The sequence below is a fragment of the Bacteroidia bacterium genome, from assembly GCA_019695265.1.
Classification (GTDB): Bacteria; Bacteroidota; Bacteroidia; order JAIBAJ01; family JAIBAJ01; genus JAIBAJ01.
This window is the reverse complement of the sequence record JAIBAJ010000088.1, coordinates 1-15602: the sequence shown is the minus strand read 5'-3', so window position 1 is coordinate 15602 and position 15602 is coordinate 1. Positions and strand designations below refer to the sequence as shown.

Genomic DNA, 15602 nt, shown 5'->3' with positions numbered 1-15602 from the left:
CCCGCCGGTTCAGGTTTGCAACCTGAACCACTGAGAAATCGGTCTGTGACCGATAAAGACCAATTCTTGGGTACGATAGTAACCTTGCTTTAATTAATTGTCCCAATTTAAGCTTAATCTAACGGTGGTTTCTTTGGGAAGAATAGTAGAAGTAGTTGGCACTTGGGTAACAGGCGTTTTCGGCTTCTGATACTTTGAAAGCCAACAGTATCTAAGCTAAACCCGGTTGAGCCAAATAGCTTTGCCCCTTGCAACAACCTGAAAAATTGAATAAAACTCGCCGGGCAAACTATGGGCGAAGACGGGGCTGAAGATTTTTCGGGCAGCGAACGATTGTTTTCAAAAAGAAAAAAACCCGGAAAATAAAAATCTCCCGGGTTCTTGCATCAGAAACAAGGGCTTAATATCCAAATATTTCCTTTAAACTCAACTCTTTGATTTCGCCATAAGCGGCCAATGCTTTTTTGTCGAGCACATTTTTATCGCCCAGCACCAGAATTATCTTTGGTTTGCCGCTTACATAGGTTTTATGGAAGTTTTTCACATCCTGAAGCCCTGATTTTCCTACAAATTCAAAATTGTCCTTACGGATATCGTAGTCTAGGCCCAATTTGCGCATTCTTCGGAAATAGCTTAATACCCCGGATTTGGTAATGCGCTCGGTGCGGTATTTGTTGAGAATGGCCTCCTTGCTGGCATCGAACAATTTACCCGATTCGGGAATAGTAGTAAGTAGGTCGTTCATACCTTTCATTGCCTCGGGAAGTTTATCCGATTGGGTTCCGATATAAGCAATATTGTAGTGAGAACGTTCTTTTTTGCTAGGCGAATTGTAGGTGCTGCGAGCGCTGTAAGCCAAGGCTTTACTTTCTCTTAAATCCTGGAAAACGACACTTTGCATACCTCCGCCAAAGTACTCGTTAAACAAAACCTGATTAGGTACAATGGATTTGTTATACAACTCTCCCTTGTTTATCATCATAATTTCTGCCTGTTTCATACCCGGATAATTTACGAAAAGCACCATTGGCTTATCGGTAACTTGCTCAACAAAGGCATCCGATTTGGCTACTTTTTCTAATGGAGCCAGCACTTTATGGTTTTTCTCTAAATCGGCTTTTACAGCATCGGATGAAGAAGGTCCGTAATAAAAGGCTTCATGTTCGATGTGGAATATGGTATGGATTATGGCGGTTAACTCTTCCGGATTAATCGCCTTTAATTCAGCCTCGGTTAGAATATTGGTAAATGGGTTTTTGCTTCCGTAAGTTCCATAGTTAAGAAGTCCTCTCCATAGTATAACTTCAGGACTTAGTTTGTCGTTAGCCCTTGACTTAAGAATGTTTTCCACCACGTTTTGGTAAGCAATTGGATCGGCTTTAGCGTGGGTAATTAAATCTTCGAATAAGGCAATGGCTTTTTCCCTGTTTTCATCCAGTCCTTCAATGGCCAATACCGTTTCTTCTTCGGAAGTGTTTACCGACATAGTACAACCTAATTTATAAAACTCTTGTTGTATCTGGGCTGCACTCATTTTATCTGTTCCCAAAAACGGAAGGTATTCAACCGCTAGGTTTAATTTACGGTCTTCGTTTTTGCCTTTTGGAATAAAATAGGCCAGGTCGAATAAGTTGTTGTCGGTGTTTTCTTTGCTGAATAAAAGGGCGCCACCGTTTAATTCGGTTTTGGTAATTTCTTTAGAGAAGTCGACAAACACAGGTTCAACATCAGCCACTTTTTCTTCAACCACATTTTTTACAAAAGCACTTTGAGAATCTCTATTAACTTCAACAGGAGTGATTGCCGGTTTTTCAACTTTTTCTACATTTTTATCTTCTCCGGTACGTTTGTAAACCACTACATAGTTGTTGGTATAGTGAGTTTTCACAAAATCTATGATGTCCTTTTTGGTAATGGAAGAAATATGATCCATACGATCTACGTAATCTTGCCAGGGAACATCCAAAACGAAGGCATTTACAAAGGCGTTTGCACGGCCATTGTTGCTTTCGTATTCTTTTGATTTTCTTCTTTTTAGGTCATTTACAACAGCAGTAATTAACCAATCAGGAAAATCACCTTTTTTAAGTTTTTCAATTTCAGTTAAGATAAGATCCTTTACTTCTTCTAATTTCTGACCTTCTTTATTTTTTCCTGAAATAATATGGGCAGAATAATCTTTCATACCAATAAATGCGGAGCTGCCTTCCAGGATTTTTTGTTGTTGAACCAGGTCAAGATCGATTAAACCGGCAGTTCCGTTGAAAAGAAGACCATCCACCAATTCGGCGATTTCCGCTTCTTTGGAGTTGTATCCTGCAAACCGGAAGGCCATGTCAACTTCTTCAGATTCCGGACCAACAACCTCTTTAATTACAGGTGCCGTAATGGCTTTTTCTACCGGAGGGGTAAAGCTTGGAACTTCTTTTTTAACCATGCTTCCAAACTCTTTTTGAACCCAAGCAATAGCAGAATCAGGGTCAAAATCGCCGCTTAAGCAAATAGCCATGTTGTTAGGAACATACCAGGAATTATAGTATTCCTTGATTTTTTTAATACTCGGATTTTTAAGGTGTTCTATGGTTCCTATAGTTGTTTGAGTACCGTAAGTATGGGTTGGAAACAATCCGGCAAAAAGGTTATCCCAAACTTTGCTTTGGTCTTCATCAAGTGAGATATTTTTCTCCTCATAAACAGCTTCCAACTCGGTATGGAAAATACGAAGTACCGGTTTGCGATAGCGTTCTGCTTCGATTTTTAGCCATTTATGCAATTGGTTAGAAGGAACATCATTTACATAAACTGTTTGTTCTACCCAGGTGTAAGCATTGGTACCTTTTGCACCGATGGCAGCCATCATTTTGTCGTATTCGTTGGCAATTGCAAATTTTGCTGCCACTCCGGAAATACTATCGATTTGGTGGTAAAGCTTTTTACGTTCGTTTTTGTCGGTGGTTTTGCGATACACTTCATACAGTTCCTCGATTTTTTTCAATTCCACTTCTTCTTTGGCGTAATCGAGGGTTCCGTATTGATCGGTACCTTTAAACAACATATGTTCAAGGTAATGTGCTAATCCGGTTGCATCGCTGGGGTCGTTCTTGCTTCCGGCTTTTACAGCAATATAAGTTTGAATACGTGGGGCATCTTTGTACACTGTCATGTATACTTTAAGACCATTGTCCAGCGTGTAGATGCGGGCATCCAAGGGGTCGTTTTTGGCGGTTTCAAAATTTCCGCTTGGTTTATCACTGCAAGCAGTTAAAAGTGCCACAACGGCCGAAATAAGAATTAGACTGATTTTTTTCATATGTTGGAAAAAGAAGGGTCAAAGATAAGGGAATGAATGGGAAATAATAGTCCTGTACGATTTTGATTAAATCGGACTTAAACGATGGTTTGGTTGGATGTGTAAGGAGTGTTTGGGTTAGGTTAAACTAATTTCTTAAACGTCCGTCGGTTCTTGGATTTAGGCTTTTTCCCTCCAATCCCAATTGGGTAAATTCATCAATTAAGGCATCTCTTAATTTATAGCCTGTGGCCTCCAACTGAATGGGCTTGGAGAAAAAACTCATTTTGTCTCCGTTGTTTGCTAAGTAGTCTGTTGTACAAATTCGGTAATTTTTGGAAGGGTCAAAGGCTTGGTCACCAATGTAAACTTCGGTCATTCCGTTGGAAAGCAATCGTCCTTTTAGGCCCGAAACCGGAATGCCTTTATTGGTAGCAATGTATTCGAACAATTCTTTCATTCGTTCTCCGGAAATAGTAACCACCACAATCTCGTTGTCGAAAGGCATTAATTCAAATACTTTCCCTTTGGTAATAGCACCCTGAGGCAGGGCCACTCTCAATCCTCCATTGTTTAGAATGCTAAAATCGGAAGGTAACGAACAGCGTTTTCGGCAAATGTCAGTAACCAAGTTACCTAAACTGCTTTCGGGTAATGCTTTTTCTATTGGGAAATCGGCATTTACCAACACCTTGTTCATTTCCTGAGCCAATGTTTGACGGAACGGTTGAATGATGGAATCGGTAACTCGATCAATTGCCAGTGAATCTGCCCTAATTGAAATGAGTTTATCCTCCTTAGAAACCAATTGTACCGAACCGGATTTGCAACCCGGAAGAATGGAAAGTAGTCCAAAACTTAAAATTCCAGACAAAACAATAGAAAAGGTCCGGTGGTTCATGGCCAAAAATCGTGGTACAATGTGGTTATTCAGATTGCAATGTTAACACCAAAAAAGATTTCTGCTATGAAGTATGAAAAATTCAAATAAGTTTGCAACCGATACAACTGAATTATTACTGCCGCTGAGAAAATTCTACGCTAACTTTATAGGCATCAATGAAAATAATCGTACCAATGGCCGGTCGTGGCACTAGGCTTCGTCCAGCAACCCTTGTAACTCCAAAACCATTAATCCATGTAGCGGGAAAACCCATGGTTCAGCGCATCGTGGAAGATATTACCCGCATATGCGATGAAAAAGTGGATGAAATAGCCTATATTATCGGGCCAACCTTCGGAAAAGAGGTTGAAAAGGACCTGGTTGCAGTTGCCGAAAAACTGGGCGCCAAAGGCAGTATTTATTACCAGGAAACTGCTTTGGGTACTGCACACGCTATTTATTGTGCAGAACCTTCCTTAACCGGTAAAGTGGTTGTTGCCTTTGCCGACACCCTGTTCAAAGCCGATTTTGTGTTGGATAGCAATAAAGAAGGAATTATTTGGGTAAACCGAATCGATGATCCTAGACAATTTGGTGTGGTTAAATTAAATGGTGAAGGTGTAATAACCGATTTTGTAGAAAAACCGGCCGAGTTTATTTCCGATCTAGCCATAATTGGTATTTATTATTTCAAAGATGGCGACAACTTAAGAGAAGAAATAAAATACTTGCTCGATAACGATATTAAAGATAAAGGGGAGTATCAATTAACCAATGCTTTGGAAAACATGAAAACCAAAGGGGTTAAATTTGTACCGGGTGCTGTAACCGAATGGTTGGATTGCGGTAACAAAGATGCCACAGTTTACACCAATGCAAGGGTTTTGGAGTTTGATAAAGACAAGAAGTTGGTTGCTGATTCTGTTTCTAATGAGGGTTCAGTAATTATTCCTCCTTGCTTTATTGGCGAAAATGTGAAGTTGAAAAACAGCGTTGTTGGACCCCATGTTTCATTAGGAGATGGTTGTATAGTAGAAAACACTATAGTTTCTAACTCGATTATCCAAAAAGGAACCAAGCTTAGAAACGCAAACCTTACCAATTCCATGATTGGAGTTAATGCTGAATACAATGGTGGAACCAAGGAGGTTTCTTTGAGCGATTATTCGGTAGAGAAATAAGGCATACTTTAGAAAATTGGCAAAGCCCAACCAAGCGTTAAGTTTGGTTGGGCTTTTTTGTTTTTTTATTGTATATTTGATTTAAAATTAATAATATTGCTGCAATAAAAGAACATGATTAAATCGCTTTGTTTGATATTATTTGGGTTTTTTTTAACTTTTACAAGTTTTTGTCAAAATCTAACTACCGATGAAAAGATTGAAATGATGGAGGCAGGTAGGCAAAGTCCAATGGTAATCGATTCAATAATTATTGGGAATTATGGATTTGAAGAATTGGATCAGGCGAATAGAATAAAGTCATATGGAATTTCGGATAAGGTTTTACTATTAGTGCTAAGGTTAAAAGCTAAATTGTCAAATGAAGAAATTGTCAAATTAAAGGAATATGAAACTAAAGGGTATTCGCTAAGTATTATTTCTAAGTCTATTGCAGAAAAACCAAAGTTTCAAAGTCAAAATAATCAACACCTCAAAGAGAAGGTAGTAAAGGAATCAGAACCATCAAATGATGATGTAAAAGGTCGATTGGATAAAAACCTTGAAACAGGAAAGTATGAATTTGTCCAAATGGAAAATACAACCGGATTGTCAGAGGCTAGGAAATTGGAATTAGCAAAATCATGGGCTAATAAATTAAATGCAGTTAAAATGGATGTTAGTTTTCCAAATAGGATTCAATTTTCGATTTTAAAAAGTTTGGATGATAGGTTTAATTTCACAAATGGCCAAAAAATGACCAATTGTTCATTCGAATGTGATGTTTTATTTATTATTACAGATAATGGTTATCGTTTAAAATTTACAAATTTTTTTCATTCTTATAATTTACCTCAGAATGGAGGTCCTACTAGAAATGCATTGGAAAAAATCCATACCTTACCTGTTGGATTAATACATGAAGAAATTAAAAGAATTCTATTAAAGAATTCAAATAATTTAAAGAAGTTTATTGATTCAAATTCAACAGATAATGGGTGGTAACCGCTTTATAAAATTCTATATTATTTTGTTTTTGCCCTTATTTAGCATAGGGCAATCAGCCAATTCTACAACCGGCAACCAGCAGACCTTAAACACCATTATAACAGCTGTACCATTCCTTACTATTAATAACGATATTGTTTCATTAGGGAAAGGTGGTTTAGGAACTGCAACTTCTTCATTTTACCAAGGTGCTGGATTTGCAGGCAATCCTGCCCTACTTGCAACAGGTAGAAAAAACATTTATGGCCAATTTACTTATTTACCCTGGCTAAGGGCTTTGGTTCCTGATATAAATTACAGTAGTGGCAATTTTGCCTTTGCCTTTCATAAAAGGCATACAATAGGGGTTGAATTCGTATATTTTTCAATGGGCCCAATAACATTTACAGATAATACAGGCAATAATATTGGTCAATATAAGCCCAATGAATTTGCGACTACCCTTAATTACGCTGTTTCTTTGGGAAGAACTTTTAAACTTGGATTAGGCCTTAGGTATATTAATTCCAATCTTACAGGCGGTTATTTTAATGGTGGCACAGGTTCAGTTGGTAGGGCATTTAGCACAAATTGGGGTTTTCTTTACAGGGATACGGTTCAACTTTATTCAACGGGCAAATTACAATGGGGAATCGGACTTTGTCTTCAAGACATAGGAACAAAAATTTCGTATAGTTCAACCAAAATCCAAAAGGATTTCCTTCCTCAAAATTTAAGAATAGGATGTGGAATTACCTTCAGGCAAAAGGCGGGGAATAACTCCTATTTCGCTTTTGATTTGGGATATGAAGTAAATAAACTTCTGGTTCCAACGCCACCGGTTTATGCTACCAATGCCAATGGACAAATTCTCGAAGATGCCAATGGCAATAAAATTATAGCCAAAGGAAAAAATCCAAATGTCAGCTCACTAGCCGCACTATTTACTTCCTTTGCCGATGCACCCTATGGCTCGAAAGAAGAGTGGGCCGAAGTAAACCATATTGTTGGTTTCGAAACCCGACACGTACTCAACAATCGAATTTATTGGGCTTTAAGAACAGGTTATTTTTATGAGAGTAAATGGAAAGGTGGAAGGCAATACACCACTATTGGCGGAGGTTTTGGCCTTTGGGGTGCCGGAATAAACCTTTTCTACCTTATTCCAAATACCTCCCAAAGAAGTCCATTGGAAAACACACTTGGATTTCAACTTTCATACAGCATAAACCTTGGAAAGGGAACAGGATTCTTTAAGGATTAGAAGCTAAACCTCCCAACTGGTAACTTCCTTGCCATCTTTCAGTTTAATTCCTACTCCAAGCAAACTATCCCTGATTTTATCTGATGTAGCCCAATCTTTATTGGCTCTACTTTGTAACCGAAGTTCAATAATTAATTGCATCAACCCTTCTACCAGCTTCCCATCACCTTGACCTGTCTCCGGTTGAAATCCTAAAATATCTACCAAAAACAGCTTGAATCCATCTTTAAGTTGAAGTATAGTTTCTTCTGAAATATCAGCAGGTTTTAGGTGTCCATCCTTCAAACTGTTAATGGTTCCAGACAACTCAAATAAGCGAGCTATTACTTCCGCCGTATTCAAATCATCGTTCATAAAATCAGCACAGGCTTTTAATTTGTCAAGACTCTCCTGGTCCAGAGCTGTATTTTTTCCACTAAATTGGTTGGGTGTAAAGCTTTGAAGTGACTTATAGGCGGCCAATAAGCGTTTCAAACCTTTTTCGGCAGCCTGTAAAGCTTCATTGGAGAAATCAACCGTGCTTCGGTAATGGGCCATCAGAATAAAGAAACGAATGGCCATTGGACTGTATGCTTGTTCCAAAGCCGGATGGTCTCCCGTAAAAAATTGGCCTAAGGTGATAAAATTGCCCAACGATTTTCCCATCTTCTGTCCGTTGATGGTAATCATATTGTTATGAACCCAATACCTGGCCGGATCACAGTTGTTGGCTCCATGGCTTTGGGCTATTTCGCACTCGTGATGTGGAAAAAGTAAGTCCATCCCTCCACCATGAATATCAAAAGTGTTACCCAGGTATTTGCTACTCATCACCGAACATTCAATATGCCATCCCGGAAATCCTTCACCCCAAGGCGAATTCCAGCGCATAATGTGCTCAGGTGAAGCCTTTTTCCATAGCGCAAAATCCAAGGTGCTTCGTTTTTCTCCTTGTCCCTCCAGGTCTTCCCTGGTATTGGCTAATAAATCTTCTATTACTCTTCCCGATAATTTTCCGTAATGCTGGGTTTGGTGGTACTTGGGTACATCAAAATAAACCGAACCATTTACCTCATAAGCCAAGCCTTTTTGCACTATTTCCTGAATCATTTCAATCTGCTCCACGATATGTCCCGATGCTCTTGGTTCAATACTTGGCCTCAAAATATTCAAAGCCTCCATGTCGCGAGCGTAATTATCGGTATAGCGCTGGGCAATTTCCATCGGTTCCAATTGCTCCACCTTGGCTTTTTTAGCAATTTTATCCTCGCCGGCATCAGCATCGTTTTCTAAATGACCTACATCGGTAATGTTCCGAACATATCGTACTTTGTATCCGCTGTGCTTTAACCACCGATACAAAACATCAAAGGTTATCGCCGGACGTGCATGTCCAAGATGCGCATCTCCATAAACGGTTGGTCCGCACAAATACATCCCAACAAACGGTGGATTAAGTGCCTGAAATGCTTCTTTCTTTCGGGAAAGGGTATTAAAAAGGGTCAATTGACTCATGTAATTACTAAAGTTGAACAGGGTTAAAACAAAAAAAGCCGCCCCAACCAAATCGGACGGCTTTAATCAATATGGTAAGGCTTGATTAGCGGTTGGGAACTTCGTCCTTTTGAAATTTAATCATTAACGCAACCCAAATACAACTGGCAATAAAGGCTACTCCAAGCATAATCATGTTAAAACTTGGACCGGCTCCTTTAATAAGTGGAAAGGTAGCTTCGAATAATTTTCCCAGGGGACGAAATAGATAATCCATTGTTCAGTATTTTTTTATTTCTGCTGCGAAAGTATAAAATTTTAGATTTCCTTCGTACTCGCAAGAAAAAACATCAAGAAGAATGTTACAATTGTTTAAGTCGGGTAGGGCAGAAACTTATATTTTGCTGTTCATTATTGGCCTCTTGGCCTGGTTTCCGGCATTAAACCAAACTGCTTTTATCGAAGTTCCTTCCAAAACCATGGTAGGCTACACCTGGTTAGTTTCTCTTTTTTCTCAATTCAGGTTTTTGTCTCTCAGTTTGGCATTGCTGGCTTCGTTTGGTGGGGCTTTGCTTATTAATGGACTAAACGAAACCTTCGAAATGAGAAGCAAGGCCAATCAACTGCCGGCTCTCATGTACCTGCTTTTTATTGCTGTTTTCCCTGACGATCACCGCCTCAACCCCGCCCTTTTAGGCAATTTATTCCTCATGGGTAGTTGGTGGTTTATTTTTGCTACTTACCGGGAAGATAAGTGTATGAACGAAATTTTCCTCGGATTTTTACTCCTTTCTTTAGGAGCATTGGTTTATTTTCCTCTGGTTTTTCAATTCCCCGGTTTGCTAATTTCTCTGGCAGTATTGAGATCCTTTAACTGGAGAGAATGGTCCGTTGGGTTTATTGCCTTCCTGTTGCCCTTTGTTTATCTGTTTTCCTATTATTATTTGAACGATGAACTTTATCAAAAGGCCTATTCCATCTTCGTTGAGGGTATTTTAGATTGGGTATGGGATTTCAAATTTACCAATTCCAATATACTTTTTATCCTCTTCACAGGTATCTTGTTCCTTCTTTCCTTGCTTATCCATGTTAGCCTAATGAATACAGGGAAAGTAAAGGCCCAAAAGTACCTGACCAATGTGTTTTTTAGCTTGATTATCAGTGCAATTATTGTGGTTTTTACCCAATATTGGTCTAATTCAGCAACCATGATGCTGGTTTTACCTTTGTCTTTCATGTTTGCCAATTTCTTTAATCAATTGGCATCCAAGTTTGTAGGTGAACTTTTGCTTTGGGTAATGATTGCCGTTGTGGCGGTGGTTAAACTGCAACTCTTAGGCTAATACTTTATGAATGTGTTAGGCCTTGAAGTTTTGGCGGGTCCCGCTTTTGCCCTACTTTACTTGGGTGCAACACGGACAGCCCGGCAAGGGCAAAACCGGTCACGCTATCGGCTGTAGTCCTCGTCCACCTAGGCTATCGCCGTAGGTGTCCTGTGGGCTACTTGCCTCTATCGTTACCCGAGATCCGCGCAACTCCTGAGCTTGGTAACTTTTCCTTCCTTTTTTAACCAATCCCTTCTTTACCATTTAACTATCGGTAATGGATTCCACGGGTGTTGAAGGATGCTTTTAACGATCTTTCCTCCAATAAATCGATGAAATCCCTTCTTCGGAAACCGCAGATTTAAATCGCTCCACAACTCCGATGAAATGCCAAATCGTATCAAACCTAAACTTAAATCAATCAAATCAGCTTTTCGAAAGGCCTCGGCCAACCTATTATCCCGAATGGGTCTTAGCTTGTGATGTAAATCGATAAAGGCAAGTACATCCGGTATTAATTCCGGCCTGCCCTGCTTTATTAGAAAATCTTTTGCCAATAGCTCCGATGGTCCTAAATAATCAAAGGTGCCATGAGTCCAAATTCCCAAATCATGAAAGGCTGCCGAAACAGCTAATAAATACCTTTCATCTTCATCCTCACTTGCCCCGGCCAAACGAACAGAAAAATGGTAAACCCGAATGGCATGATGGTGGTATTTTTCAAAATGAAGGCCTAAGGCTTGTTCATAACCCTTTAAAAGCGCAGTTAGAAGTTGTTGTGACATTACAACAAATCTAAGCCTTGCTTCATTTTTGAAAGGGTATAGGAAATGTCTTCATCGGTATGTGCTGATGAAACAAAGCCTACTTCATACCCCGATGGACCTAGGTAAACGCCATTTTCCAACAAAAAGGCATGTAACTTTTTGAAATTTTCCATGCTTTTGGGGTCTATTTGGCTGTCAGTTCGGATGGCATCCAAATCTGAAAAGGCTATCCAAAAAATAGAGGCAATTCGGATAACTTTGAATGGAAGTCCCCTGGAAAGGGCATGTGCCTCTAAAGATGAACTTAATTGCTCACACTTTTGGGCAATTCCTTCGTAAAAGCCGGGTTGTAAACAAAGGCCCAACTGTGCTTTTCCGGCAGCCATGGCCATAGGGTTTCCACTTAATGTTCCTGCCTGGTAAACCTTGCCTTCCGGTGAAATGTTTCGCATAATTTCAGCGCTTGCTCCATATGCCCCAACCGGTAAACCTCCACCAATTATTTTTCCAAAAGTGATAATGTCGGGTTGTATGGCATAATACCCTGACGCTCCTTCAAATCCTATTCGAAATCCATTAATTACTTCGTCGAAAATAAGCAGAGAGCCATATTGCTGGGTTATTTTTCGAAGAAATTCTAAAAAGGATTTCCGCTGAAGCAAGAGTCCATTATTTGCCGGAACCGGTTCAATAATTATTGCTGCAATATCATCACCATAAAGTGTGAAGGCTTCTTCTACTAAATTTTCATCATCCAATGGTATGGTAATGGTTTCTTTTACAACAGCCTCCGGTATTCCATCAGAACTGCTATTCCCAAAGGTAACTAAGCCCGATCCGGCCTTAACTAACAAGGCGTCAACATGTCCATGATAACACCCTTCGAACTTCAGAATTTTAGCTCGCTTAGTTACACCCCTCGCCAAACGAATGGCACTCATTACTGCTTCTGTACCTGAGCTAACAAAACGCAACATTTCAATGTACCTGTGGTTGGAAAGTATTAGTTCGGCAAGTTCGTTTTCCTTACGGGTAGGCGCCCCAAAAGAGGTTCCATCCATGGCTGCTCGGGTTATGGCTTCCACCACAACCGGATTGGCATGCCCCGAAATTAATGGACCCCAACTACAACAATAATCAATAAACTCATTTCCGTCCGCATCAAATAATTTACTGCCTTTCCCTTTTTCAATAAACAAAGGGGTTCCTCCAACAGATCGAAAAGCCCTAACCGGACTGTTTACTCCTCCCGGAAAATAATTCTTCGCTTTTTCAAATAGCTTTTCTGATTCGGTTCTTTTCATGCTTGCCAGGGATAAGGTTGGTTATTGTATGAAATGCTGCTCTTTTTATCGTTAACTACAATGAAAAACTAATGCCTTGGGCCAAGGGTAATTCCGATCCATAATTAAGGGTGTTGGTTTGGCGACGCATATAGGCTTTCCAGGAATCACTTCCCGACTCGCGACCACCACCGGTTTCTTTCTCTCCACCAAAAGCTCCACCAATCTCTGCTCCACTGGTACCAATATTCACATTGGCTATTCCACAATCGCTTCCTCGGGCACTAAGAAACAACTCTGCTTGACGCATGTCGGTGGTCATTATGGCCGAAGATAAACCTTGGGGTACCGCATTTTGTAAACGTATCGCCTCTTCCAGGTTGCTATATTTTATCAGATATAAAATTGGAGCAAATGTTTCGTGCTGAACAATTTCATAATGGTTTTCAACCTCAGCTATGCAGGGTTTAACATAACAACCGCTGGCATAAACCCCTCCTTCTAAAACACCGCCCTCAACAGCCATTTTTCCTCCTTGCTCCTTAATTTTTGTCAAGGTGTTTTGGTAGTTTTTTACCGCATCGGCATCAATTAATGGACCTACATGAACCAAATCGTCCAATGGGTTGCCAATTTTTAATTGGGAATAAGCCGAAACCAAACGCTCTTTTACCTTGTCGTAAATGCTTTCGTGTATAATTAACCTGCGGGTGGTTGTACAACGCTGTCCGGCAGTTCCTACCGCACCAAAAACGGTTCCAATTAATGCAATATTTAAATCGGCATTTTCAGTGATAATAATAGCATTGTTTCCGCCCAGTTCTAATAAGCTTTTACCAAGTCGGGCAGCTGTAGCAACTGCCACCGCTTTTCCCATTCGGGTGCTGCCTGTGGCCGAAACCAACGGAATACGGGTGTCTGCCGAAAGTAATTTGCCTAGTTCTGCTCCTCCATTCACCAAACAAGAAACACCTTCCGGTACAGCATTTCTTCTAAAAACTTCCGAAATTATTTTTTGACAAGCAACAGAAGTTAAAGGGGTTTTTTCCGAAGGTTTCCAAATACAAACATCTCCACAAACCCAGGCAATTGCCGAATTCCAACTCCATACGGCAACCGGAAAATTAAAGGCTGAAATAATCCCAACCGCTCCTATTGGATGCCATTGTTCATACATCCGGTGGTTGGGTCGTTCGCTGTGCATGCTTAAACCATACAATTGCCGACTTAATCCAACGGCAAAATCACAAATGTCAATCATTTCCTGCACTTCGCCCAATCCTTCACGCAGACTTTTCCCCATTTCCCAGGAAACCAATCGGCCAAGGGGATCCTTAAATTTGCGAAGCTCCTCTCCAAATTGTCTAACTACTTCTCCTCGTTTTGGTGCAGGCCAATTGCGCCATTCTATAAAAGCATTTTGCGATACTTCTACTACCTGGTTGTATTCGGCTTCTGTGGCCGAGGTAACACGGGCTATTAATTCTCCGGTAACCGGAGTAAAAGACTCAAGGGTTGATCCACTGCCTCCATTAAACGAAAATCCGGTTGAAACACCGGGATTGTCTTTGGAAAGGCCAAGTGCAGAAAGAATTTCAGGTAATTGCATAGTAAAAAATTGTGGGCAAAGATAACATGGAATAAATTGGCTGTATGGAACAAAAGTTACATTCTAAACGAGAAGGTATTGTTTGATAAACCCGCACTTGTCATTTGAAACGAAGTGAACAAATGGCAAGTGAGGTGGGATGTGGGAAGATTCGGGTTAACCCCGAGCTAGTGATAATTAGTGCCGAGGTTACATTATGTTATAACAATTTTACATAAGACAACTAATATATAAATTGATATTACATAATGTTCTCTCGGTAAAAATTACTTGAAAACCATCCTAACACTTGTCTCAAAACGAAGTTTAAAATTTCTTATGACAATTTTGGGATAAAAATTCTTCAAGCGCCTTAACATGACCGATATTACAACCAACAGCCCGGCCTTGGGTCGGGTAGGGATAGCAGTGGATAGCCCACAGAACCCCGACGGCGATAGCCTAGGGGGGCGAGGACTAGGAACGAATAGCCCGACCCTTTTGCTTGCCTTCCCTCTCTCCTGATTTTCCTGCCAAATCTTAGCAAGCAAAAGGGGACCCGCCTAATAATATTTAAGCTCAACCTTGCCTATACCCTTGGATAAAAATCCTAAAATTTTGTTTCAGAACCGAATACATATTTCTCAACTAAAGTTTAATGCCGGTTTATTATTTCCAAAAACTCCCTGCTGTTTCTCCTTAATATTTCATTAACATTGCCATCATCCATTTTCATGCTTTTGAACGCAAAAAATACCTCGATTTTAATACCCTTTTGGTTTGTAATTATTGCCTTTTCATCGTGTAAATCCACCAAACAGCAAAAGGTTTCTGATATTCAAATAAGAATTGATTCGCTGGAGGAACTGGTTGTTAGCGGCCGCCCTGCCGAATACCGCGGAAGTGCTAAAAGGGAATTTGACCTTATTCATACTCGTATTGAAGCCAATTTCGATTGGGAAAAAGCCGAAATGAACGGTGTTGCTATCCTGGAACTTAAACCCTATTTCTATGCCAGCGATAAATTGGTGCTTGATGCTAAAGGTATGGAAATCAAAGAGATAGCTTTGCAAGGTAGTGCCGGCCGAAGCCCCCTAACCTATACCTACGACAAACAAAAAATCCATATCCAATTGGATAAAATGTATAAACGAAACGAAAGTTTGTCGGTTTATATCAAATACATCGCTAAACCCGAAGAAATTGAACAAGGCGGTAGCGAGGCAATTACCTCCGATAAAGGACTGTACTTTATTAATCGCTTCGGCACAGAAACAAATAAGCCTAAACAGCTCTGGACTCAAGGTGAAACCGAAGCCTCCTCCTGCTGGTTTCCTACCATCGATAAACCTAATGAACGTATGACCCAGGAAATCCTGATTACTGTCGATACTTCGTTTGTTACACTTAGTAATGGAGTACTGATTTATAGTACCGAAAATCCGGGCGGAACCCACACCGATTGCTGGAAACAAACTCTGCCCGCCGCCCCTTACCTTTCTATGATGGCCGTAGGTAAATGGAATATTGTGAAGGATAAATGGAGAGACCTGGAAGTGAATTACTACATGGAACCGGAATAT

At 40.2% G+C, this 15602-nt stretch carries 12 protein-coding genes; 5 read left to right on the top strand and 7 right to left on the bottom strand.

The features are described 5' to 3' along the window. Positions 1-400 precede the first annotated feature (400 nt). Both K1X82_11835 and K1X82_11830 read right to left on the bottom strand, forming a co-directional pair. Positions 401-3310: an insulinase family protein gene (locus K1X82_11835; GenBank protein ID MBX7182793.1), complete on the bottom strand. Its 2910-nt coding sequence runs from the start codon at positions 3308-3310 to the stop codon at positions 401-403. A gap of 127 nt (positions 3311-3437) precedes the next feature. Further along, positions 3438-4190 (bottom strand): 5'-nucleotidase C-terminal domain-containing protein, encoded by a 753-nt coding sequence (locus K1X82_11830; protein MBX7182792.1) that lies wholly within the window; start codon positions 4188-4190, stop codon positions 3438-3440. 158 nt (positions 4191-4348) lie between these two features. Here K1X82_11830 and K1X82_11825 point away from each other — a divergent pair, with 158 nt between their 5' ends. From K1X82_11825 to porV, 3 genes are all read left to right on the top strand, one after another. Beyond that, positions 4349-5353 carry a nucleotidyltransferase gene (locus K1X82_11825; GenBank protein ID MBX7182791.1) on the top strand — a complete coding sequence of 335 codons (1005 nt, stop codon included), beginning with the start codon at positions 4349-4351 and terminating at the stop codon, positions 5351-5353. 114 nt (positions 5354-5467) lie between these two features. Next, positions 5468-6337 (top strand): hypothetical protein, encoded by an 870-nt coding sequence (locus K1X82_11820; protein ID MBX7182790.1) that lies wholly within the window; start codon positions 5468-5470, stop codon positions 6335-6337. Further along, positions 6306-7583, top strand: a complete 1278-nt coding sequence (gene porV, locus K1X82_11815; protein MBX7182789.1) for a type IX secretion system outer membrane channel protein PorV — start codon at positions 6306-6308, stop codon at positions 7581-7583. The genes K1X82_11820 and porV overlap by 32 nt, the downstream gene beginning before the upstream one ends. Positions 7584-7586: 3 nt before the next feature. On the opposite strand, the gene cysS is transcribed toward porV, so the two are convergent. Both cysS and K1X82_11805 read right to left on the bottom strand, forming a co-directional pair. Further along, the gene (cysS, locus tag K1X82_11810) at positions 7587-9077 is read right to left on the bottom strand and encodes a cysteine--tRNA ligase (protein ID MBX7182788.1); all 1491 of its coding nucleotides are present in this window, start codon (positions 9075-9077) and stop codon (positions 7587-7589) included. Positions 9078-9162: 85 nt separating this feature from the next. Next, positions 9163-9333: a hypothetical protein gene (locus K1X82_11805; protein MBX7182787.1), complete on the bottom strand. Its 171-nt coding sequence runs from the start codon at positions 9331-9333 to the stop codon at positions 9163-9165. Positions 9334-9415: 82 nt separating this feature from the next. On the opposite strand from K1X82_11805, the gene K1X82_11800 reads away from it, so the two are divergent. Continuing rightward, a complete protein-coding gene (locus K1X82_11800; GenBank protein MBX7182786.1) occupies positions 9416-10399 on the top strand; it encodes a hypothetical protein in 984 nt (327 codons plus the stop codon). 239 nt (positions 10400-10638) lie between these two features. Here K1X82_11800 and K1X82_11795 read toward each other — a convergent pair whose 3' ends face one another. Genes K1X82_11795 through K1X82_11785 form a run of 3 tightly spaced genes read right to left on the bottom strand, consistent with a single transcriptional unit; the run spans position 10639 to position 14040 of the window. Further along, entirely contained in the window at positions 10639-11166 is a 528-nt protein-coding gene (locus tag K1X82_11795) for an HD domain-containing protein (protein ID MBX7182785.1), read from the bottom strand. Continuing rightward, on the bottom strand, positions 11166-12452 hold the full coding sequence (gene hemL, locus K1X82_11790) for a glutamate-1-semialdehyde 2,1-aminomutase (protein ID MBX7182784.1): 1287 nt from the start codon (positions 12450-12452) through the stop codon (positions 11166-11168). The genes K1X82_11795 and hemL overlap by 1 nt, the downstream gene beginning before the upstream one ends. A 55-nt stretch (positions 12453-12507) precedes the next feature. Further along, the gene (locus tag K1X82_11785; GenBank protein MBX7182783.1) at positions 12508-14040 is read right to left on the bottom strand and encodes an aldehyde dehydrogenase family protein; all 1533 of its coding nucleotides are present in this window, start codon (positions 14038-14040) and stop codon (positions 12508-12510) included. Positions 14041-14753: 713 nt separating this feature from the next. Here K1X82_11785 and K1X82_11780 point away from each other — a divergent pair. Next, the coding region (locus K1X82_11780) for a M1 family peptidase (protein ID MBX7182782.1) at positions 14754-15602 on the top strand (849 nt) is incomplete at its 3' end.

Bases quoted from the DNA above. Each gene is read 5' to 3' on its own strand.
- K1X82_11820 (MBX7182790.1), top strand. From the start codon at position 5,468: ATGATTAAATCGCTTTGTTTGATATTATTTGGGTTTTTTTTAACTTTT.
- K1X82_11785 (MBX7182783.1), bottom strand. From the start codon at position 14,040: ATGCAATTACCTGAAATTCTTTCTGCACTTGGCCTTTCCAAAGACAAT.
- hemL (MBX7182784.1), bottom strand. From the start codon at position 12,452: ATGAAAAGAACCGAATCAGAAAAGCTATTTGAAAAAGCGAAGAATTAT.
- K1X82_11800 (MBX7182786.1), top strand. From the start codon at position 9,416: ATGTTACAATTGTTTAAGTCGGGTAGGGCAGAAACTTATATTTTGCTG.
- K1X82_11805 (MBX7182787.1), bottom strand. From the start codon at position 9,333: ATGGATTATCTATTTCGTCCCCTGGGAAAATTATTCGAAGCTACCTTT.
- K1X82_11830 (MBX7182792.1), bottom strand. From the start codon at position 4,190: ATGAACCACCGGACCTTTTCTATTGTTTTGTCTGGAATTTTAAGTTTT.
- K1X82_11835 (MBX7182793.1), bottom strand. From the start codon at position 3,310: ATGAAAAAAATCAGTCTAATTCTTATTTCGGCCGTTGTGGCACTTTTA.
- K1X82_11825 (MBX7182791.1), top strand. From the start codon at position 4,349: ATGAAAATAATCGTACCAATGGCCGGTCGTGGCACTAGGCTTCGTCCA.
- K1X82_11795 (MBX7182785.1), bottom strand. From the start codon at position 11,166: ATGTCACAACAACTTCTAACTGCGCTTTTAAAGGGTTATGAACAAGCC.
- cysS (MBX7182788.1), bottom strand. From the start codon at position 9,077: ATGAGTCAATTGACCCTTTTTAATACCCTTTCCCGAAAGAAAGAAGCA.